Source organism: Nocardiopsis sinuspersici (genome assembly GCF_001998325.1).
GTDB classification, from domain to species: Bacteria; Actinomycetota; Actinomycetes; order Streptosporangiales; family Streptosporangiaceae; genus Nocardiopsis; species Nocardiopsis sinuspersici.
On record NZ_MCOK01000001.1, the window covers coordinates 1,268,411 to 1,287,953 of the forward strand.

Annotated in this window: 20 protein-coding genes; 18 read left to right on the plus strand and 2 right to left on the minus strand. The window is 74.5% G+C overall.

From position 1 onward, the window contains the following. Positions 1 to 4: 4 nt before the first annotated feature. The 13 genes from NOSIN_RS05275 (at position 5) to NOSIN_RS05335 (ending at position 13,116) form a co-directional block, all read left to right on the plus strand. Positions 5 to 604 carry an HD domain-containing protein gene (locus NOSIN_RS05275; RefSeq protein ID WP_077689652.1) on the plus strand — a complete coding sequence of 200 codons (600 nt, stop codon included), beginning with the start codon at positions 5 to 7 and terminating at the stop codon, positions 602 to 604. Positions 605 to 759: 155 nt separating this feature from the next. Further along, a complete protein-coding gene (locus NOSIN_RS05280) occupies positions 760 to 1,110 on the plus strand; it encodes an NADH-quinone oxidoreductase subunit A (RefSeq protein ID WP_077689653.1) in 351 nt (116 codons plus the stop codon). Beyond that, positions 1,101 to 2,207: a hypothetical protein gene (locus tag NOSIN_RS05285; RefSeq protein WP_077689654.1), complete on the plus strand. Its 1,107-nt coding sequence runs from the start codon at positions 1,101 to 1,103 to the stop codon at positions 2,205 to 2,207. Before NOSIN_RS05280 ends, NOSIN_RS05285 begins: the two co-directional genes overlap by 10 nt. Further along, positions 2,204 to 3,130, plus strand: a complete 927-nt coding sequence (locus tag NOSIN_RS05290; protein ID WP_077689655.1) for an NADH-quinone oxidoreductase subunit H — start codon at positions 2,204 to 2,206, stop codon at positions 3,128 to 3,130. Before NOSIN_RS05285 ends, NOSIN_RS05290 begins: the two co-directional genes overlap by 4 nt. An 8-nt stretch (positions 3,131 to 3,138) precedes the next feature. Further along, positions 3,139 to 3,702 carry an NADH-quinone oxidoreductase subunit J gene (locus NOSIN_RS05295; protein ID WP_077689656.1) on the plus strand — a complete coding sequence of 188 codons (564 nt, stop codon included), beginning with the start codon at positions 3,139 to 3,141 and terminating at the stop codon, positions 3,700 to 3,702. Next, positions 3,699 to 4,115: an NADH-quinone oxidoreductase subunit NuoK gene (gene nuoK, locus NOSIN_RS05300; RefSeq protein ID WP_077689657.1), complete on the plus strand. Its 417-nt coding sequence runs from the start codon at positions 3,699 to 3,701 to the stop codon at positions 4,113 to 4,115. Before NOSIN_RS05295 ends, nuoK begins: the two co-directional genes overlap by 4 nt. After that, positions 4,112 to 5,977, plus strand: a complete 1,866-nt coding sequence (locus tag NOSIN_RS27975; protein ID WP_077689658.1) for an NADH-quinone oxidoreductase subunit 5 family protein — start codon at positions 4,112 to 4,114, stop codon at positions 5,975 to 5,977. The genes nuoK and NOSIN_RS27975 overlap by 4 nt, the downstream gene beginning before the upstream one ends. A gap of 3 nt (positions 5,978 to 5,980) precedes the next feature. Further along, positions 5,981 to 7,495, plus strand: a complete 1,515-nt coding sequence (locus tag NOSIN_RS05310) for a complex I subunit 4 family protein (protein ID WP_077689659.1) — start codon at positions 5,981 to 5,983, stop codon at positions 7,493 to 7,495. A 5-nt stretch (positions 7,496 to 7,500) separates the two neighbouring features. After that, on the plus strand, positions 7,501 to 8,907 hold the full coding sequence (locus NOSIN_RS05315) for an NADH-quinone oxidoreductase subunit N (RefSeq protein WP_077689660.1): 1,407 nt from the start codon (positions 7,501 to 7,503) through the stop codon (positions 8,905 to 8,907). 209 nt (positions 8,908 to 9,116) lie between these two features. Then, positions 9,117 to 9,626 (plus strand): TspO/MBR family protein, encoded by a 510-nt coding sequence (locus tag NOSIN_RS05320; protein WP_077689661.1) that lies wholly within the window; start codon positions 9,117 to 9,119, stop codon positions 9,624 to 9,626. Positions 9,627 to 9,681: 55 nt separating this feature from the next. Next, entirely contained in the window at positions 9,682 to 10,428 is a 747-nt protein-coding gene (locus NOSIN_RS05325) for an IclR family transcriptional regulator (protein ID WP_077689662.1), read from the plus strand. 319 nt (positions 10,429 to 10,747) lie between these two features. Further along, positions 10,748 to 11,926 carry a 4-hydroxybenzoate 3-monooxygenase gene (locus NOSIN_RS05330; protein ID WP_077689663.1) on the plus strand — a complete coding sequence of 393 codons (1,179 nt, stop codon included), beginning with the start codon at positions 10,748 to 10,750 and terminating at the stop codon, positions 11,924 to 11,926. 170 nt (positions 11,927 to 12,096) lie between these two features. After that, positions 12,097 to 13,116, plus strand: a complete 1,020-nt coding sequence (locus NOSIN_RS05335) for a glutathione S-transferase family protein (protein WP_077689664.1) — start codon at positions 12,097 to 12,099, stop codon at positions 13,114 to 13,116. Between the two features lie 12 nt (positions 13,117 to 13,128). Here NOSIN_RS05335 and NOSIN_RS05340 read toward each other — a convergent pair whose 3' ends face one another. Then, positions 13,129 to 14,370 carry an FAD-dependent oxidoreductase gene (locus NOSIN_RS05340; RefSeq protein WP_077689665.1) on the minus strand — a complete coding sequence of 414 codons (1,242 nt, stop codon included), beginning with the start codon at positions 14,368 to 14,370 and terminating at the stop codon, positions 13,129 to 13,131. Beyond that, a complete protein-coding gene (locus NOSIN_RS05345) occupies positions 14,370 to 15,218 on the minus strand; it encodes a TetR/AcrR family transcriptional regulator (RefSeq protein WP_077689666.1) in 849 nt (282 codons plus the stop codon). The genes NOSIN_RS05340 and NOSIN_RS05345 overlap by 1 nt, the downstream gene beginning before the upstream one ends. Before the next feature lie 141 nt (positions 15,219 to 15,359). Here NOSIN_RS05345 and NOSIN_RS05350 point away from each other — a divergent pair, with 141 nt between their 5' ends. The 5 genes from NOSIN_RS05350 to NOSIN_RS05370 all read left to right on the plus strand — a co-directional run bounded on the left by NOSIN_RS05350 (position 15,360) and on the right by NOSIN_RS05370 (position 19,521). Continuing rightward, the gene (locus tag NOSIN_RS05350; RefSeq protein WP_077689667.1) at positions 15,360 to 16,070 is read left to right on the plus strand and encodes a gamma-glutamyl-gamma-aminobutyrate hydrolase family protein; all 711 of its coding nucleotides are present in this window, start codon (positions 15,360 to 15,362) and stop codon (positions 16,068 to 16,070) included. 128 nt (positions 16,071 to 16,198) lie between these two features. Then, positions 16,199 to 17,209 carry a glucosyl-3-phosphoglycerate synthase gene (locus tag NOSIN_RS05355; RefSeq protein ID WP_077689668.1) on the plus strand — a complete coding sequence of 337 codons (1,011 nt, stop codon included), beginning with the start codon at positions 16,199 to 16,201 and terminating at the stop codon, positions 17,207 to 17,209. Next, entirely contained in the window at positions 17,203 to 18,063 is an 861-nt protein-coding gene (gene folP / locus NOSIN_RS05360; RefSeq protein ID WP_077689669.1) for a dihydropteroate synthase, read from the plus strand. The genes NOSIN_RS05355 and folP overlap by 7 nt, the downstream gene beginning before the upstream one ends. A gap of 10 nt (positions 18,064 to 18,073) precedes the next feature. Then, complete coding sequence (locus NOSIN_RS05365) at positions 18,074 to 18,769, plus strand: class III extradiol dioxygenase subunit B-like domain-containing protein (RefSeq protein WP_077689670.1); 696 nt, start codon at positions 18,074 to 18,076, stop codon at positions 18,767 to 18,769. Continuing rightward, entirely contained in the window at positions 18,748 to 19,521 is a 774-nt protein-coding gene (locus tag NOSIN_RS05370; RefSeq protein ID WP_077689671.1) for a pyrimidine reductase family protein, read from the plus strand. The genes NOSIN_RS05365 and NOSIN_RS05370 overlap by 22 nt, the downstream gene beginning before the upstream one ends. The last annotated feature ends 22 nt before the right edge of the window (positions 19,522 to 19,543 follow it).

Genomic DNA, 19,543 nt, shown 5'->3' on the forward strand with positions numbered 1-19,543 from the left:
CCGTATGCAGATTCCGACCGACGAGGAGATCCGCTCCCTGCACCTGGAGCACGCTCCCACCCGCGCGGCCTTCGACCTCGTGTACACGCACTGCCGGATCGTGTGCGAGCTGGCCGAGCGCGTCGTCCGCGCCAACCTCCTTCCCGTGGACGTGGACCTGGTACGGGCGGGCTGCCTGCTGCACGACATCGGGGTGTACCGCCTCTTCGACGGCTCCGGAGGGTTCGACCGCGCGCGGTACGTACGCCACGGGGTGCTCGGACACGGACTGCTGGCGGAGGAGGGCTACCCCGAGGCGCTGTGCCGGTTCTGCTCGTGCCACACGGGGGTGGGCATCACCCGGGACGACGTGCGCCTGCAGGACCTGCCGATCCCGGTCGACGACTACCTTCCCGGGACGCCTGAGGAGGAGGTCGTCATGTACGCGGACAAGTTCCACAGCAAGACGGACCCGCCGGTGTTCCTGACCGCGGGGGCCTACACGCGGAAGGCGGACGGGTTCGGGCCGGACAAGGCCGCGCTGTTCGCGGCCATGGTGGAGCGGTTCGGCGAACCCGACGTGGCGGAGATCGCCCACGGGTACGGGCACGCGGTTCTCGACTGACTCCCCCTCCCTCCTCCGGCGCGGATCCGCGTCCCCGCGTGTCCCTCCCCGGGTCCGGCCCCGCCCTCTCCTAGCCTGAGAGCCGGTGTGGACCGTGGTTCCGACGGCGACCGCCGAGGACGGGCAGACGCGCCTCGGCGCGGGAGGAGGGGCACGTGGACTCGTTCGGGCCCGTGCTCGTCCTGGCCGGGATCGCGGCCGCGCTGGTCCTGGGCCTCTACGCACTCTCGGCGGCGGTACGCCTGCGGCGGACGCCCGTGGTCTGCGAACCGTTCCTGTCGGGCGCGGCCGTGACCGAGCACGCGGCCTCCCGGTACCACGTGCGCTGGTACACGGTGGCGCTGCTCTTCCTGGCCTTCGACATGGAGATGGTCTTCATGTACCCCTGGGTGCTCGTCGTGGCGGACGAGGGCGCGCCCGCCGTCGTCGAGATGTTCGCCTTCCTCGCCGTCCTGGTCGCGGCCGTCGTCTACGCGTGGCGGGAGGGGGCGTTCCGGTGGACGTGACCGGATGGCTGCTGCGCCGCGCCGCGCCGTGCGCCTTCGTCGTCACGGCGATCGGCGGTACCGGAGCGCGGCTGGCCGTGGAGAGGGCCGTGCGCGAACGCGGCTGGCGCCAGGCGCTCGCCCCCGCCGAGGCCGACCTGCTGGTGGTGTGCGGCCCCGCGGACTCCGAGCTCGACGAGGCGCTGGACCGTGTCTGGGGACAGATGCCCGGCCCGCGTGCCCGTGCGGACGCCTCCTCCCCGGAGCGGGTGGTCGAGGTCCTGGATCGCGCCCGCGCCGACCTGCTCGACGCCGCCGCCCAGCGCCGTGACGCCGACGAGCGCGACCGGGCCGCGCGTGAGCGGGCCGAGGCCGCCGGTGAGGAGCACATGCCCGGCGGCCTGCCCATGGCCGACCGGGGCGAGGACCGCGACGGCCTGGCACTCGACCGGTTGCACCTCGCCCTCGGCCCGGCCCTGACCGACTGGCCCGCAGGACTGTCCCTGCGGGTGGTGCTCCAGGGGGACGTGGTGCAGGAGGCACGGGTCCACCTCGTCGGGGCGCGGGACGGCCCCTCCTTCTGGGACGCGCCCCGGGACACGTCCCGGAACGCCTCGCCCGAGACCGACCGGAGCCCCGGGCACCCGCGGACCACGGCGGCCGCCGCCCTGGACGCGGCGCAGCGCCTGCTGTTCGTCGCGGGCTGGCCCGCCGCCGCCCTGGCGGGACGCCGGCTGCGCGACGCGCTGCTGGAGCCGGGCACCGGTCCGGGGCCCGACGCGGAGCTGCGCCGCTGGCTGCGCGGGGTGCGCCGCTCGCACCTGCTGCGCTGGGCCACCGACGGTCTGGGAACGGTCGGCGACCACGCCCCCGGAGAGCTGCGCGGCGACGCCACCGACCGCTGGTCGCGCTGGCTGGAGTGGATCGAGGCGGCGGTGGAGCCCGACCGGTCCGCCTCCGAGCCGGTCCCCACCGCACCCGACACCGCCCGGGCGGCCCTGGACCTGGTGCCCGAGCTCGTCGTCGGCCGGGAACTGGCGGCGGCACGGCTCATCGTGGCCTCTCTGGACCCCGACACCGAGGCCGTCGGAGCCCACACCCCGGAGCGTGGAACATGAGCGGGGCTGCGCCGCTGTGGACCGCCCTGCTCGTGCCCGTGCTGCTGCTCGCCTTCGGCTACGGCGCCGCGGCGGGGACGGCCGCGCTCCGCGCGCGGGCCGCGGGGACCGCACCGGAGGCGGGGCTGACCGCTCCGGCGCGGGAGTCGGCCCGGCTGCTCGTGCAGCGGCGCAGGACGATCCCCGGAGCGGACACGCTGCTGTGGCGGCTGGGAGGCGCGCTGGTCCCGGTGGCCGCCGTCCTGGCGGCACTGGTCGTCCCGCTCGGCCCGACGGCGGTCAGCGACCTGTCCGTCGGCGTCGTGTGGTTCAACGCCATGGAGGTGCTGATCTGGGCCGCGCTGTGGATGCTCGGCTGGGGGGCCGACTCGGCCTGGGGCCTGGTCGGGGGCTACCGGTTCCTCGTCCAGGGGCTCTCCTACGAGCTGCCGCACATGTTCGCCCTGACCACCGCGGCCCTGGGCGCGGGCTCGCTGCGCGTGAGCGACGTCGTCGCGGCCCAGGACCAGGTCTGGTTCGCCGTGCTGATGCCGGTGGCCTTCGCGGTCTACCTGCTCTCGGCGCTGGCCATGGCCTTCTGGGGCCCCTTCGGAACACCCGTGGGACGGGACCTGGCCGGGGGAGCGGCCGCGGAGCTGTCGGGGGTGGACCTCCTGGTCCTTCGCGCGGGCCGGTACATGTTCCTGGCCGTGGTGGCCGCGATGGCGGTGCCGCTCTTCCTGGGCGGCGGCGCGGGCCCGCTCCTGCCCGGCTGGGCGTGGACGCTGGCCAAGACGGCCGGGGTCGTGGCACTCCTGGTCTGGCTGGGGCACCGGCTGCCCGCGGTGCGGATGGACCGGTTCACCGAGGTGGCGTGGGTGGTGCTGGTCCCGCTGACCCTGGTCCAGGCCCTCGTGGTGGCCGTGTTCGTACTGACGCGTTAGGAGGAACGGTGGCCGAGACGGTGGTGTTCGCGGTCTGCGCCGTGGGCGCGGTCGCGTCCGGTGCCGCGGTGTTCGTGGTGGACTCCATGGCTCGGGCGACCTTCGCGCTGCTGGCGTCCTTCCTCCTCACCGCCGTGGCGGTCCTGCTCCTGGGCCTGTCCTACCTCGGGGTGCTGGTGATTCTCATGATGGTCATGGAGATGATGGTCATGGCCGTCTTCATGATCATGTACATGATGAACCCGGCCGGGCTCATGCCGATGACCATGGTGCACAACAAGGTCGGCTCCCTGGTGGTGTCCGCCGGGGTGTTCCTGCTGCTGGCCGCGGGGGCCGTGCTCGTGCCCTGGCCCGAGCGGACGGGCGAGCCCCCCGCCGACCCCACGCGCGCGCTGGGCGAGGCGGTCATGGGGGAGCACATGCTCGTCATGATGCTCGTGGGCCTGGTGCTGTTCGCGACCATGGTGGCCGCCACCGTGCTCACCACGCACCGGGGCCGCTACGACCGCTACGGCGACGACCTGCGGCGCGAGCGCCCCGACGACCCGATCGGCGGTGGTCTCGGCCGATGATGCTGGAGGCGTACCTTCTCCTGGCGGCCGCCCTGTTCGCGGTGGGGCTCTTCGGCGCGCTCAGCCAGCAGTCCGTCGTCATGGTGATGATGGGCCTGGAACTGATGGTCAACGCCGTCATCGTCGCCGCGGCCGCCCTCTGGTTCCACACCTCGCCCGAACGGCCCGACGGCCAGGTGCTCGTCCTGGTCGCCGTCACCGCGATGGCCGTGGAGATGGCGATGGGCTTCGCCGTCACCACCGCCATCTTCCGCGCGCGCGACGTCGACATGGTCGACATGGCCGCCGATCTCGCCGATCACCGCGGTTCCGGTGACCACGGCGACCACGGGCAGCACGGCGACCACGGTGATCATGGCGACCACGAGAGTCACAAGCACCACGGGCACCACGGGGACGGTGGCGACCGGTGACGGCCTCCCTGTGGGCGCTGGTGGGCCTGCCCGCCATGGTGGGCGCGGTCCTGCTCGTGTCGGGGCGGCGCGCCGATCCGGTCGCCGCGCCCTGCGCGGTCGCCGCCGCGGGCCTGGCGCTGGCCGCGGCCGGCGTCGCGGCGGTGTCCCGGCCGAGCGTGTCCGTGCCGATGCTCGCGGGCATCCCCGCGGGGCTGGCCGTGGACGGCCTGTCGGCGGTCGCGGTGCTCACCGTGGCCGCCGTCGCCACGGCGGTCCTCCTCTTCGCCTCCGCCGAGATGGGGGCCGACCAGGCGCGCGGCCGCTTCTTCGGCCTCATGCTGCTCTTCACGGCGGCGATGCTCGTCACCGTGACCGCCACCGACCTGTTCACGCTGCTCGCGGCGTGGGAGGTCATGGGCGCCCTCTCCTACGCCCTCATCGGCTACTGGTGGGGCGAGGCCTCCCGCGTCCGCTCGGCGACGCTGGCCTTCGTCACCACGCGAGCCGGCGACCTGGGCCTGTACCTGGCCGCCGGGGCGGCCCTGGCCGGGGGCGCCGGCGCGCTCCAGCTCTCCGGCCTGGCCGCCCTGGACGGCGGATGGCGGGACGCGGCCGTGGCCGGGGTGGTCGTCGCCGCGCTGGGAAAGTCCGCGCAGCTACCGTTCAGCTTCTGGCTCTCGCACGCGATGGCCGGCCCCACCCCGGTCTCCGCCCTCCTGCACTCGGCCACGATGGTCGCGGCGGGGGGCTACCTGCTGGTGCGGATCGAACCCGCGCTGGCGGCCACGGCGTGGGCGGGCCCGGTCCTGGTCTGGGCCGGCGCGGCCACCGCGCTGCTGCTGGGGGCGGTGGCCTTCCACCAGTCCGACCTCAAGCAGCTGCTGGCCGCCTCGACCTGTTCACAGTTGGGCTTCGTCGTCATGGCGGCGGGCGCGGGCAGCGTGGGCGGGGGGATGCTGCAGTTCACCGCGCACGCCGCTGCCAAGAGCCTGCTGTTCCTGTGCGCCGGGGTGTGGCTGGCCGCCCGGGGCACGCAGGAACTGGACGGTCTGCGCGGAGCCGCGCGCCGACGCCCCCTGGCCGGGGCGGCCTTCACGGTCGGTGCCCTGGCGGTCGCCGGGCTGCCCCCGCTTCCGCTGTGGACGGCCAAGGACGAGGTGCTCGCCGCGGTGCTGCACCTGGGGCCCGCCCCCTACGCGGTGGGTCTGGCGGCGTCGGCCGTGGGCGCGGCCTACGCCGCCCGGGCCCTGGCCGCGGTCTGGTCCCCGGTACCGGCGGAGGAGGGCGGCGCGTCCCCGGAGGGGTCCGAGCAGCGTCCGCCCCCGTCCGAGGCGCTGCCTCTGGCCGCGCTGGCCGCCGCCACGGTGGGACTCGGCGTCCTGGTCCTTCCCGCCGCGGCGCGGTGGTGGCGTGCGCTGCTGGGAGCCGCGGGCGGACCGCAGCCCCCGGCGTGGGAGATGGCGGTGTCGGGCCTGCTGGCCGCCGTGGTGCTCGCCGCCACCTGGTGGATGTGCGCACGCGGCCGCGCGGAGGCCGCTTCGGGCCGGCGGTGGGCGGGCGGCTGGCTCGGCCTGGAGACGGCGGCGGACACCCTGGTCGTCAGGCCCGTGGCGGCGCTCGCCCAGGCCCTGGCCGCCTTCGACGACCGGGTGCTCGCCCGGGGCGTGCGCGCCTGCGCCGACGGGGTGACACGCACCGCGGACCTGGCCCGGAGCCGGGGCGAGACGGGGGCCGACGAGGCGGTGCGCGCGGTCGCCTCCGGGGCGCGGACCCTGGCCGCGTGGGCGCTGCGCCCCCAGACCGGGCTGCTGCACCAGTACTACGTCCAGGCCGTCGTCGCACTCGTCGTCCTGGCCGCCGTCGTCGTCCTGATGAGGTGAGGCGTGCTCTCCGTCGTCGTGTTCCTGCCCCTGGCCGTGGGCCTGGTACTGCTGGTCCTGCCGCGTCCGCGCGACGGGACGGTGGCCTGGACCTGGGTCGCGGCGGCGGCGCTGGACCTGGCGCTCGTCATCGGCCTGTGGGTGTACCACCCGTCCGCATCCGGCTCCCGGGGGACCGTGACCGGCCCTTTGGCCTACGAGGAGCGGGTGCTCTGGATCCCCAGCGTCGGCGCGTCCTACCACGTCGGCGTCGACGGGTTCTCCCTGCCGCTGATGGCCATGACGGCGGTGCTCTTCCTGGCGTGCGCGGTCTACTCCCTGCGCCGGCGCGGCGGGCGCGTCCGTGCCCACGCCGTCCTCTTCCTGTTCCTTCAGACGGTCTCGCTGGGGCTGTTCAGCGCCCTGGACCTGCTGCTGTTCTTCGTCTTCTTCGACCTGTCCATCGTCGGGATGTACTTCGTCATCGCCGGCTGGGGGCACGGGAACCCGGCCCGGTCGGCGCTGCAGTTCTTCCTCTACACCTTCCTGGGGTCGCTGGCGCTGCTGCTGGGCTTCATCGGCCTGTACGTGGCCTCCGACCCCCGCACCTTCGACATGGTGGAGCTGGCGGGCCAGACCCCGCTGGAGGGCCGGGGCCCGGCGGGCGGACTGGTGCTGCTGGCCATCGGAGTGGGCCTGGCCGTCAAGACGCCCACCGTCCCCTTTCACACCTGGCTGCCCCCGGCGCACACCGACGCGCCCGCGGTCGGATCGGTGATCCTGGCCGGGGTCCTGCTGAAGATGGGCACCTACGGGTTCGTGCGCATCGCGATGCCGATCCTGCCGGGCGCGTGGAGCGACCACGCGATGGTCCTCGTGGTGGTCGGTGTGGCCTCGGTCCTGTACGGCGCGCTCGTCGCGCTCGCCCAGACCGACTTCAAACGCATGGTCGCCTACACCTCCGTCAACCACATGGGTTACATCATCCTGGGGCTGGGCGCCGCCGGTCTGGCCACGGGCGCGCAGTCCGGCGCGGCGGCACTGGCGATCACCGGCGGCATCACGCAGATGGTCAGCCACGGCCTGCTCACCGGCGCGCTGTTCCTGCTGGCCGGTGTGCTGCACGACCGGGCCGACACCTACGACATGGGCTCCTACGGCGGCCTGGCGGCGAGGGCCCCGCGCTTCGCCGCCCTCGCGGCCGTGGCCTTCTTCGGCTCCCTGGGGCTGCCGGGCCTGTCGGGGTTCATCGCCGAGTTCCAGATCTTCGCGGGCAGCCTCGGCCCGGTCCCGGTGGCCACGGCGCTGGCGCTGCTGGGCATCCTCGTCACCGCGGCCCTGTTCCTGCGCGCGCTGCGACGCCTGTTCCTGGGAGGCCCGGGACCGTGCACTGACCGCGTCGGCGACCTGTCCGCACGGGAGTCCGCCGCGATCGCGCCGCTCCTGGCCCTGGCCGTCCTCATCGGCCTCCTGCCCCACTTCCTGCTCGGCCGCGTCGAACCCGCGGCCCGGGCCCTGGCCGCTCTGGTGACCGGGTGAGCGGCATGGAGTCGGTCGACCCGCTCACCCTGCTGCCCGAGCTGATCCTGGCGCTCGCCGCGGTGGGCGCCCTCCTGTTCGGGAGCTGGACGCCCCGGCGCAGGCAGGGGCGCGTCCGCCTGTGCGTGACCGCGGCGCTGCTGGCCGCACTGGCCGCCACGCTCGTGGCGGCGGCGACCGGGACCGGTTCGGACTCCGGCGGCCACACCGTGGACACCGCCACGCACGCGGTACGCGTCGTGGTGCTCGTGGGCGTCCTGGCCACGGTCCTGCTCGCCGCCGACACCTTCGCCGCCCATCCGCGGGAGTCGGAGTTCCACGTCCTGCTGCTGCTCGCGGCCCTGGGCACGATGGCGCTGGCGGGCGCGAGCGACCTGCTGGTGCTCGCCGCGGCCTACCTCTTGGCGAGCATCCCCCTCTACGCGCTGGTCGGCTTCGCCAAGGACTCCCCGGGGACCGAGGCCGCGCTGAAGTTCTACCTCCTGGGCGCCCTGTCGGGGATCCTGCTGCTGACCGGGGCCACCCTGCTGCTCGGGGCGGGCGGCACCACCGGCTACGCGGGCCTGGCGGACGCCCTGCCCGGGGCGCCGCGCGCGCTCGTGGCCGCCGGTGTCATCGCGGTGCTGGCGGGGCTGCTGTTCAAGGCCGGGGGAGTGCCCGTCCACTTCTGGGTGCCCGACGTCGCCGAGGGCGCCCCGGCACCCGTGGCCGCCTTCGTCACCACCGTGCCCAAGATCGGCGCGCTGGCGGCCCTGTACCGGTGGGGCGACCAGGTGCTGGCCGGGGCCGCGCCGGACTGGGCGCTGCCGGCCGCGCTCCTGGCCGCGGCGTCGATGACCCTGGGCAACCTGGGCGCCTTCCTCCAGACGGACGCGCGGCGCCTGCTGGGCTACTCCACCGTCAGCCAGGTCGGCTACCTGCTGATGGCCGTGGCCGCGGTGGGCGGCCGTGCGGACTTGGTCCAGCCGGGACTGCTGTTCTACCTCGGCGCCTACACGGCGGCCAACCTCGGGGCGTTCGCGGTCGTGTGCGCCCTGCGGGCCCGGACGCTGGAGGACCACGCGGGCCTCTTCCGCGACCACCCCTGGCTCGCCCTGAGCCTGGTCGTGTGCCTGCTCGGCCTCGTGGGCACCCCGCCCACGGCGGTGTTCGTCGGCAAGCTCGCCCTCTTCACCGCGGCGCTGGAGGCGGATCTGGGCTGGCTCATGGTGCTGGCCGCCGTCAACACCGTCGCCAGCCTCTTCTACTACCTGCGCTGGATCCTGCCCCTCTTCCGTGCCTCCGGGGAGCCGCCGGAGGAGCGGGAGCGGTCGGAGCCCCCGGGCCGGTGGAGCACCGGCGTCGCCGTCACCGCGGCGGCCGCCTCCCTGGGGATGGGCATCGCGGCGGGCCCGGTCCTGGGCCTGCTGTGACGTCCTCCCCGGGGCGGCACCGGGAGGGACGCTTCCCCGGGCGGTGGAGGCCTCCGGCACCGAGGACACGGAAAGGAGCCCCCGCCGCGGCCATAGAGCGCGCTTTCCAAGACGCTTGTTTGCCGAGGGTGCTCGGAGGTAGTGGGGGAGTGCGCTGCGGACCGGTACCCGGGCGCACGACCGTTTCCGTGGCCTCGGAAAGAGGGAGCATGGCTGCGACGGACACACCGAACGCCCCCTCGGCTCCGGCGTCCCTGCTGGGCCTGGCCGCATTCGTCGGGGCCGTCGCCGCGGCCGCGCTCGTCGGGGTCCTCTCCAGCGCCGACACCGCCGCGGACTACACCGCGCTGCGGCAGCCGCCGTGGGCTCCGCCGCCATGGCTCTTCGGTCCCGTGTGGACGGCCCTGTACGCGATGATCGCCGTGTCGGGGTGGCTGGTCTGGCGCCGGTACGGCTGGCGGGGCGCACGCGTGGAACTCTCGCTCTTCACGGCGCAACTGCTGCTGAACGCGGCGTGGACCCCGCTGTTCTTCGCCCTCGGCCTACGGGGCGCGGCCCTGGTGGACATCTGCCTGCTGGCGGTGGTGCTGGCGGCCACCGTCGTCCTCTTCGCCCGCCGGTCCCGCTGGGCCGCGGCCCTGCTCGTGCCGTACTGGGCCTGGGTCGTGTTCGCCGCCGCGCTCAACTACTCCGTCTGGCGGCTCAACACCGGCGGCTGATCCCTCCCGGCCGCCCCGGTGGACTCGGCCGGGGCCCGGGGTGGACACTGATGCCGTGGTCAAAGCAGCGAACGGGGAGTCCGTGCTGTCCCGGGTGGTGCGCGTCCTGGAGGCCTTCGACTCCGAGCACCCGGCACTGGGGGTCTCCCAGATAGCGCGGCGCGCCGACCTGCACGTGGCCACCGCCTCCCGCCTCGTGGAGGAACTGGTCCGGCACGGCTGGCTGGAGCGCGGCCCCGACCGCCGCGTCCGCGTGGGCGTGCGCATGTGGGAGGTGGCCGTGCGCTCCTCGCCCGCCCTGGGCCTGCGCGAGACGGTCGGACCGTTCATGGAGGACCTGCACGCGGTGGTGGGCCAGCACACCCAGCTCGGCGTCCTCCAGGGCGAGGAGGTCCTGTTCGTCGAGCGCCTCTCCGCCCCGGGCGCGGTCGTCAACATCACCCGGATCGCCGGACGGCTGCCGCTGTACGCCTCCTCCTCGGGCCTGGTCCTGCTCGCCCACGCCCCCGCGCCGCTCCAGGAGCGGATCCTGGCGGGACCCTTCCACGCCTACACCGCGAACACGGTCGCCGACGCCCGGAGGCTGCGCCCCCTGCTGGCCGAGATCCGCAGGTCCGGCTACGTCCTGTCCCGGGGGTTCATCGACGAGGAGACGGCCGGTATCGCCGCACCCGTGCACGGCGCCACCGGGGCGGTGGCCGCCGCGCTGTCGGTGATCGTGCCCAACGACGAGCGCGCCGCCCTCGCGGTCCCGGCGGTACGCACCGCCGCGCGCTCCGCCTCCCGCGCCATGGGCGGCTGAGGGCACCAGGGCGTGTCCGGCGGGCACGCGCCCCGGCCCGGCCCCTCCCGCTCTCCCGCCGGCCCGGGGAGGGGGTCCGTTTCTCAATCAGTGAGAACCGTATGGTGGTGCCGGTCACGCGTGGTGCATCGTCGACGCATCCGGGCTTCCGGGGAGCGCCGGCACACCGCGTCCGCCCGGACCGCCGGGCGCCGCCGTCCGAGCCCGCAGAGGCGGGCGGACCGGGGCCCTCGGAGCCGCCCGCCGCCACGACGACACGCCGCGCGTCCGGGACTCCCTCCCGTGCGCGTGCGCCGAAGCACCAGGAGGAGAAACGACCGTGCGCACCCAGGTCGCCATCATCGGAGCGGGCCCGGCCGGGCTGCTCCTGTCCCACCTGCTCGGACTCCAGGGCGTCGACTCGGTCCTCATCGAGCGCCAGACCGCCGACCACGTCCGTTCACGGGTCCGGGCCGGGGTGCTGGAGTCCGGGAGCGTGGACGTCCTCACCCGGGCGGGCGTCGGGCGGCGGCTCGCCACCGAGGCCGACGAGCACCGCGGCGTGTACCTGCAGTGGCCGGGCGAGCGCCACCACGTCGACTTCACCGCACTGGTCGGCAGGTCGGTGTGGATCTACGGACAGACCGAGCTGACCAAGGACCTCATGGCCGCCCGGGAGGAGGCCGGCCGCCCCGCGTTCTACCTGGCCTCCGACGTCACACCGCACGACGTCGACACCGACCGTCCCCACGTCACCTTCACCGACGCCGACGGGCGCCCCCAGCGGGTGGACGCCGACGCGGTCGTGGGCTGCGACGGCTTCCACGGCCCCAGCCGCCGGGCCGTCCCCGCGGCACGGCAGCGGGTGTGGGAGCGCACCTACCCGTTCGCCTGGCTGGGCGTGCTCGCCGACGTCGCACCCTCCACCGACGAGCTGATCTACGCCTGGCACCCCGACGGGTTCGCCATGCACAGCATGCGCTCGGCCACCGTCAGCCGCCTCTACCTCCAGGTCCGGCCCGACGAGGACATCGACGAGTGGAGCGACGACCGGATCTGGGAGGCGCTGGCCACCCGCCTGGGCGCGGGCATGGAGGGATGGGATCTGCGCACCGGCGCCATCACCGAGAAGAGCGTGCTCCCGATGCGCAGCTTCGTCACCACGCCCATGCGCCACGGCCGCCTCTTCCTGGCCGGGGACGCCGCGCACATCGTCCCGCCCACCGGCGCCAAGGGCCTCAACCTGGCGATCGCCGACGTCACCCTGCTCGCCGAGGCCCTCACCGCGTGGCTGCGCGACGGCCGGGAGGACCTCGCCGACGCCTACTCCGACACCGCCCTGCGCCGGGTCTGGCGGTGCACCCACTTCTCCTGGTGGATGACGACCACGCTCCACCGCCACGGGGACGACTTCGACGCCCGCCTACAGCTCTCCCAGCTCCAGCGCGTCATCGACTCCGAGGCCGCCGCCACCGAGTTCGCCCACAACTACGCCGGACTGCCCATCAGCTTCGGATGAGCCGGGCCGGCCCCGGCGGCGTCCCGTATGTGCCGGTCCGGCCCCGGCGGTGCCCCGCGCGCGCCACGCCGTTTCCGGCGCCACGGTCCGTCGGACCCCGCGCTCGGCCGTCGCACGGATAGCATGTGCAGCCGCGACCGAGATCCACCCGAACTCGAAGGGAGCCAGGGTTGAGGGCGAACGAGATCCCCACCGAGGAGATCAAGCGGGCACCGGCGGCCTTCACCGACCGGGTCACCGCGGACGGCCGCTTCGGCCGCCCGGCCGAACCCGGCCGCTACCGCCTGGTGGTCAGCCGCGCCTGCCCCTGGGCGCACCGGGTCGTCATCACGCGCAGGCTCATGGGGCTGGAGAGGGTCGTCTCCCTGGCCGTCACCGACCCCCGCCAGGAGATCATCGAGGGAGACCCGCACTGGGTCTTCACCGAGGAGACCGGGAGCCCCGGCGGCAGGGACCCCGTCCTGGGCATCCACGCCCTGCGCGAGGCCTACCTGGCGCGCGATCCCCACTACACCGGCGGGGTCAGCGTCCCGGGCTTCGTCGACGTGGACGACGGGCACCTGGTCTCCAACGACTTCGACCGGCTGGTCAAGGACATGGCCACCGAGTGGGGCGCCCTGGTCAGGGAGGGCGCTCCGGACCTGTACCCGGAGGCGCTGCGCGCGGAGATCGACGCCCTGTCCGGGAAGATCTACACCGACCTCAACAACGGCGTCTACCGGGCCGGGTTCGCCCCGGACCAGGAGCACTACGACGCCGCGGTCGCCGACGTCTTCGCCAGGCTCGACGCGCTGGAGGAGCACCTGTCCACCCGGCGCTACCTGGTCGGGGACTCCATCACCGTGGCCGACATCGGGCTCTTCCCGACCCTGGTGCGCTTCGACGCCGCCTACCACGGCCACTTCAAGTGCAACATCCGCAAGCTGAGCGAGTACCCGGTGCTGTGGGCCTACGCCCGCGACCTGTTCCAGACGCCCGGGTTCGGCGACACCACGAACCTGGACCACGTCCGCACGCACTACTACTGGGTCCACACGGCGATCAACCCGACGCGGATCATCGCCGCCGGTCCCGACCCGCGCCGCTGGCTCACCGCCCACCACCGAGAGGAGCTGGGCGGCGGCCCCTTCGGCGCGGGTACCGCTCCGGGCCCGGTCCCGGCCGGCGAGCGCGTCCCCGACCTGGCCTGACCTGGCCCGCTCCTACCGGACGGCTCCGCGGGGGCGGCGGGCGAAGCCCGGCGCGTGCTCGGGCCGGATCCCCTTCCCGATGAGGTAGGCGGGCACGAACGACAGCCAGGGCGCGAGGTCCAGGGCCGCCAGCACGGGCCTGGGCGGGCCCATGCGCTCCCCCCTGACCATCGGGTCGGCCAGCCCGCGGTGCATGAGGCGCTGTAGGGCCTGGACGGCGGCGGTCGGCAGGATCCGCCTCCTGCGGACCGCGGACAGGTCGCGGCCGGTGAGCGACCGCTCGCTCAGCGGCTTGGCCAGCAGCGTCGCGGAGGCCACGGCGTCCTGCACGGCGAGGTTGATGCCCACACCGCCGACGGGGGACATCGCGTGGGCCGCGTCGCCGATGCACAGCAGGCCCTCCGCGTGCCAGCGGCGCAGCCGGTTGAGCCGCACGTCCAGGTGCTTGACCTCGTCCATGGACTCCAGGGACCCGACCCGGTCGGCCAGCTCCGGCATGAGCTCGGCGATGTCCCGGCGGAAGGCCTCGATCCCGCGTGCGCGCAGCCGGGCGTCGGTGCCCTTGCGCCCGATGTAGGCGAGCTGCAGGTAGCCCTCGCGCGGAATCACCAGGGCGAACCGGCCCAGGCCCGCACGCGGGGTCAGCTCCGTGCGGTCCTGCGGCTCGCGGGGCAGCCGGAACCACCACGCGTCGATCCCCACCGGGAACTCCCGGGGCACCAGGCCCATCTCGCGGCGGGCGAGCGATCCCCGGCCGTCACAGGCCACGGTCAGGTCGGCGCGGATCTCCCCCTCGCCCTCGGGGCCCCGGTAGCGCACCCCCGCCACCCGGCCGGACTCGCGGACGAGCCCGGTCACCTCGGTGCTCATCCGCAGGGTGAAGGACGCCTCCTCGCGCCCGGCCTCGGCGACGAGGTTCAGGAAGTCCCACTGCGGAACCATCGCGATGTAGGGATGGGTGAGGGAGCGCCGCAGCCTCCGGAAGTCGGCGATGGTCACGGCGCGGTCCGGTCCGACGGGGAAGACGGCCTTGTCCAGCCTGCTCTGGGGCAGCTCGGCGAACCGCTCGTACAGGCCCAGCTCCTCCAGCAGCTCCAGGGTGGAGGGGTGCACGGTGTCCCCGCGGAAGTCCCGCAGGAAGTCGGCGTGCTTCTCCAGCACGGTGACCTCGACACCGGCGCGGGCCAGCAGCAGGCCCAGCACCATTCCGGCGGGGCCGCCGCCGGCGATCACACACGTCGTACGCTCACTCATCAGGGCTCCAGGGTCGTGTTCGGATGGTCCGGGCGGGAGTGCCCCTCCGGGACCGCGGCGGTGCGCAGGAACGCGTCGGCGAAGACCGAACAGACCTCCTCCGCGTCCGGGAACTCCACGCCCGGCACCCTCTCCAGTGCCGGGCGCAGCATGAAGTGCACGGCGAGCGGACCGAGCAGCTGCTGCATGAGCAGGGGGACCGGCAGGTCGCGGACCCGGCCCGCGGCGATCTCCTCGGCCAGCCACCCGCCCAGCCCGGCGAGCAGGCGGGGAAAGAAGAACCGGGCGAGCATGTCGACGGTGGGCCCCTCGGGCCGGGCGAACACGTCGGCGAGCATGGCGGGCAGCACCCGGGGCTCGCGGCCGAACCCGCGGCCCAGCAGGTGGTGGATCCCGTGGACCCGCGCGGCCAGGTCCTCCTCCGGCCCGTCGAGGGCCGCCTCCAGGTCCAGGATGGGGCTGTAGCGCTCGAAGATCGCGCGGAGCAGCTCGTCGCGGCCGCCGAAGGTCGCGTAGAGGCTGTGCACCGAGCACCCGGCGGAGGCGGCGACCGCCTCCAGCGTGGCCGAACCCAGGCCCTGCTCGCTGACCAGCCGGGCCCCGGCCCGGATCGAGCGCTCCCGCACGGGAAGCCGACCGCCCGGGTCCACGCCCGTGGCGCGCACCGCCTCGTCCAGCGCCCGGCGCGAGCCGCCCACGCGGCGCAGCAGGGTGCTGCGGGAGACGCCCGCCTCCTCCGCGATGGCGATCAGGGGCACGTCGGCCACGTCCTCTCCCCGGTTCTGCGCGGCGCGAAGGGCCGCGTTCACGAGTTCGGCCGGAACGGGTGGACTGCTTGGTTCTGACATCAATATAAAGGTAACACGTAACCGGGTTCCAGAGAAGGAGCGGTTCGGGAGGGCGAACTGATCGGATCCGGACACGAGCGCCGTCAGGGCCCTTCGCGCCACCTCGTACGCTTGCTCCCGAACCAGTCGAGAGGAGGCGCAGTGCCACCCGTCATCGGAATCTCCACCTACGCCGAGCAGGCCCGCTGGGGCGGGGTCTGGGACATGGCCGCGGCCCTGCTGCCGCACGCCTACGTGGACTCCGTCGCCGCCTCCGGGGCCGTCCCGGTGCTGCTGCCCCCGGTCACCGGAGCGGCCGGTGCGGTGGAGCGCCTGGACGGCCTGCTGCTGGCGGGCGGCGGCGACATCGCCCCGGACCGCTACGGCCAGGGCGCCGACGAGCACACCGCCGGGGTCCAGGGCGTCCGTGACTCGGTCGAGAGCGACCTGCTCGCGGGCGCACTGGCCCGGGGCATGCCGGTGCTGGGCGTGTGCCGGGGGATGCAGCTGCTCAACGTGGCCCGGGGCGGCACCCTCCACCAGCACCTGCCCGACGTGGTGGGCCACGACGGGCACCGCCGGAGGCCCGGGGTCTTCGACGGCCACCCGGTCACCGTGGACGCCGACTCGCGCGTCGCGCGGATCCTCGGCCGGACCCGGCTGGAGGTGCCCGCCTACCACCACCAGGCCGTGGCCGGCCTGGGCGGGGGAGTGGTGGCCGCGGCCTGGGCCGACGACGGCACCGTGGAGGCCGTCGAGTACGCCGACGACGACGGGGTCGTCGGCGTGCAGTGGCACCCGGAGATGGGGGAGGACCCCTCCCTGTTCGACTGGCTCACCGAACGCGCCGCCGCCTTCCGCGATAAGGGGTGACCCCGCCACCGCCCGGGACCAGCGGGGATCCCCGCCCGTGCGTGGGGTACACCACGTCCGGAACAAGCCCGCACCGGCGGGCTCCCACGGCGGGACGTGCCCTAGTGTTGGCCGCTGGGGGAGGCTTTGTGGACAACGAGTGGTTCGAGCGTCGCACCTACCGGTCCTCGGACTGGACGGTCGATCGGCTGGTCGAACTCAAACGGCGCCGGGGTAGCACGATCAGCCTGGTGATCCCGGCACGCGACGAGGCGGCGACCGTCGGCGGCATCGTCGCCCGGGTCCGCGCGCAGCTCCAGGAGAAGGCGCCCCTGCTGGACGAGATCGTCGTCATGGACTCCGACTCCGCCGACGACACCGGAGCCCGCGCCCGCGGCGCCGGGGCCGTCGTCCACCGCGTCGGCGAGGTGCGCCCCGAACTGGGCCACCACCGGGGCAAGGGCGAGGCCATGTGGAAGTCGCTCTTCGTCACCTCCGGCGACATCATCGCCTTCATGGACGCAGACCTGGTCGAGTGGGACACCCACTTCGTGTCCGGGCTGCTCGGCCCGCTGCTCACCGAACCCGGTGTGAGCCTGGTCAAGGGCTTCTACGACCGTGTGCTGGACCGGCCGGGCACGGCCGGGCGGCCCCACGGCACCGGCGGCGAGGTCTCCGAGGAGGCGGTCTCCCACGAGGGCGGCCGGGTCACCGAACTCGTGGCCCGTCCCACCATCGCCCTGCGCTGGCCCCAGCTGTCGGGTGTGGTCCAGCCCCTGTCCGGGGAGTGGGCCGTGCGCCGCGACCTGTTCGAGCGGCTCTCGGTTCCCACCGGCTACGGCGTGGAACTCGCCGTGCTGGTCGACACCGCCCTGCGGTACGGCGTGGACGCCGTCGCGCAGGTGGACCTGGGCCGCCGCGCCCACCGCCACCAGTCGCTGCGCGGCCTGGGCGCGATGGCCACCGAGCTGCTCGCGGTCGCCGACCGCCGGGCCGGGATCGACCACGGCACCGACGCGGTCCGGATACGCCAGTTCGGCGCCGGGGAGCAGCGCGGACAGCCGCTGAACAGTACGGTCAGCGTCGTGGAGCGCCCACCGGCGGCCGAGGTCGGCGCCGGGGACGCGGAGGTTCTGGAAGGAGTGGTCGGCCGGTGCTGAGACTGCGCGGTCGGGAGTACGACGCGGACACCACGCTGGTCATGGCAATCGTCAACCGCACCCCCGACTCCTTCTACGACAGGGGCGCCACCTGGGACGGCGGGGCCGCCCTCGAACGCGTGCGCCGGGTCGTGGCCGAGGGCGCCGACATCGTGGACATCGGCGGTATCAAGGCGGCACCCGGCGAGGAGGTCGGCGTCGAGGAGGAGAAGCACCGGATCGTGGACTTCGTGGCCGCCGTCCGCGCCGAGTTCCCCCACCTGGTCATCAGCGTGGACACCTGGCGCGCCTCCGTGGGCCGGGCGGTGTGCGAGGCGGGAGCCGACCTGCTCAACGACGCCTGGGGCGGCTACGACCCGGGACTGGCCGAGGTCGCCGCCGAGTTCGGTACGGCCCTGGTGTGCACCCACACCGGCGGGGTCACCCCGCGCACCCGCCCGCACCGGCTGCACTACGAGGACGTGGTGCGCGAGGCGGTCGAGGACACGGTCGCCCAGGCCGAGCGCGCGGTGTCCCTGGGAGTGGACCCGGCGTCGGCGATCATCGACCCGGCGCACGACTTCGGCAAGAACACCTGGCACTCCCTGGAGCTGACCCGGCGCCTGGACGAGATGGTCGCCACCGGCCGACCGGTGCTGGTGTCGCTGTCCAACAAGGACTTCGTCGGCGAGACCCTGGACCTGCCCGTGGGGGAGCGCCTGACGGGCACACTCGCGGCGACCGCCGTGTGCGCCTGGCACGGCGCGCAGATCTACCGGGTCCACGAGGTGGCCGAGACCCGGCAGGTGCTCGACATGGTCGCCACCATCCGGGGAGTCCGTCCTCCGGCACGGGCCGTCCGGGGGCTGGCGTGAGGAGGTACGCGTGATCGTCGCAACCGCCGTCTGTCCGCACCCGCCGCTGCTGATACGCGAACTCGGCGGGGGCCAGGACGTGGCGGCCGAACTGCGCAAGGAGTGCGAGTCGGCCCTGGAGGCGCTGGCGGCGCACTCCCCGGACGTGCTGGTCGTCATCGGCGGGCACGACTCCTCCGGTGAGCACACCGAACGGCTCGTACCGGTCCGCGAGTTCGGCGGCACGGGGGAGCGGGTCTCCCGAGAGCGGACCCTGCCGCTGAGCCTGGGCGTGGCCCGGCGGCTGATCGAGTCGGTCGGGTACCGCGGGCGTGTGGAGACGGCCACCGTGGCCTGGGACGCCTCCGCGGACGAGGTGGAGGCACTGGGACGCCGTGTCGCCGACCGCACCGAACGGGTCGCCCTGCTCGTCATGGGCGACGGCAGCGCCCGGCGCGGCACGAGGGCACCCGGGCACCTGGACGAGCGCGCCTTCGGCTTCGACGAGGAGGTCCGCCGCTGCCTGTCCGAGGGGGACCGTGCGGGCCTGCTGCGGCTGGACCCCGACCTCGCCGCCGACCTGATGGCCGCGGGCCGGGCCGCTTTCCAGGTCATGGCGCACGCGCTCGCCTCGACCGGGGGCCCGGTGGGGCCGAAGGTGCTCTACGCCGACGACCCGTTCGGGGTCATGTACTTCGTGGCGGTGTGGCCGTGCGACTCCTTCTGAACGACACCGTCCCCGGGGCGGCCTCCCCGGGGGACGTCCTCGACGCCTCCGCCCTGGAGCGGCTCTACGCCTACCCCGACCGGCCGTGGCTGCGCGCCAACATGGTCGCCACCCTGGACGGCGCGGCCGCGGGCAACGACGGCCGGACGGGAAGCATCAACACCCCCGCCGACCAGGTGGTGTACACGCTCCTGCGCGACCTGGCCGACGTGGTGCTGGTCGGCGCCGGCACCGCCCGCGTCGAGGGCTACCGGCACACGCGCCCGCGCACCCGCGACCTGTTGGCCCGTGCCGCCGCCGAGGGGCGCGCCGCCCACCCGGAACTGGCGGTGGTCAGCGGTACCGGCCAGGTGCCGCCGCTGCTGGCCGACAGGCCCGAGGACGGCGGCGGGGTGCTGCTGGTGACCTGCGAGGCGGCCGGCGCCGAGGCCCTCGACCGCGCGCGCCATATCCTGGGGGAGGACCGCGTGCTGGTGTGCGGTGGGCAGGGCGTGGACCTGCCCGCCGCCGTCGCGGCCCTGTCCGGACGCGGACTGCCCCGGATCCTGTGCGAGGGCGGGCCCCGCCTGCTGGCCGACGTGGCCGCCGCCGACCTGCTCGACGAGCTGTGCCTGACGGTCGTGCCGCTGCTGGCGGGAGGGCTCGAACAGCGCATCGCGGTGGGCACGGTGGCCGACCGCGCCCTCGTCCCCGGCGTGGTGATCGAGTCGGAGGGCACCCTCCTCCAGCGCTGGCTGCGCTCCGGCTCCTGATCCGATGCCTGGCCGGGGCACC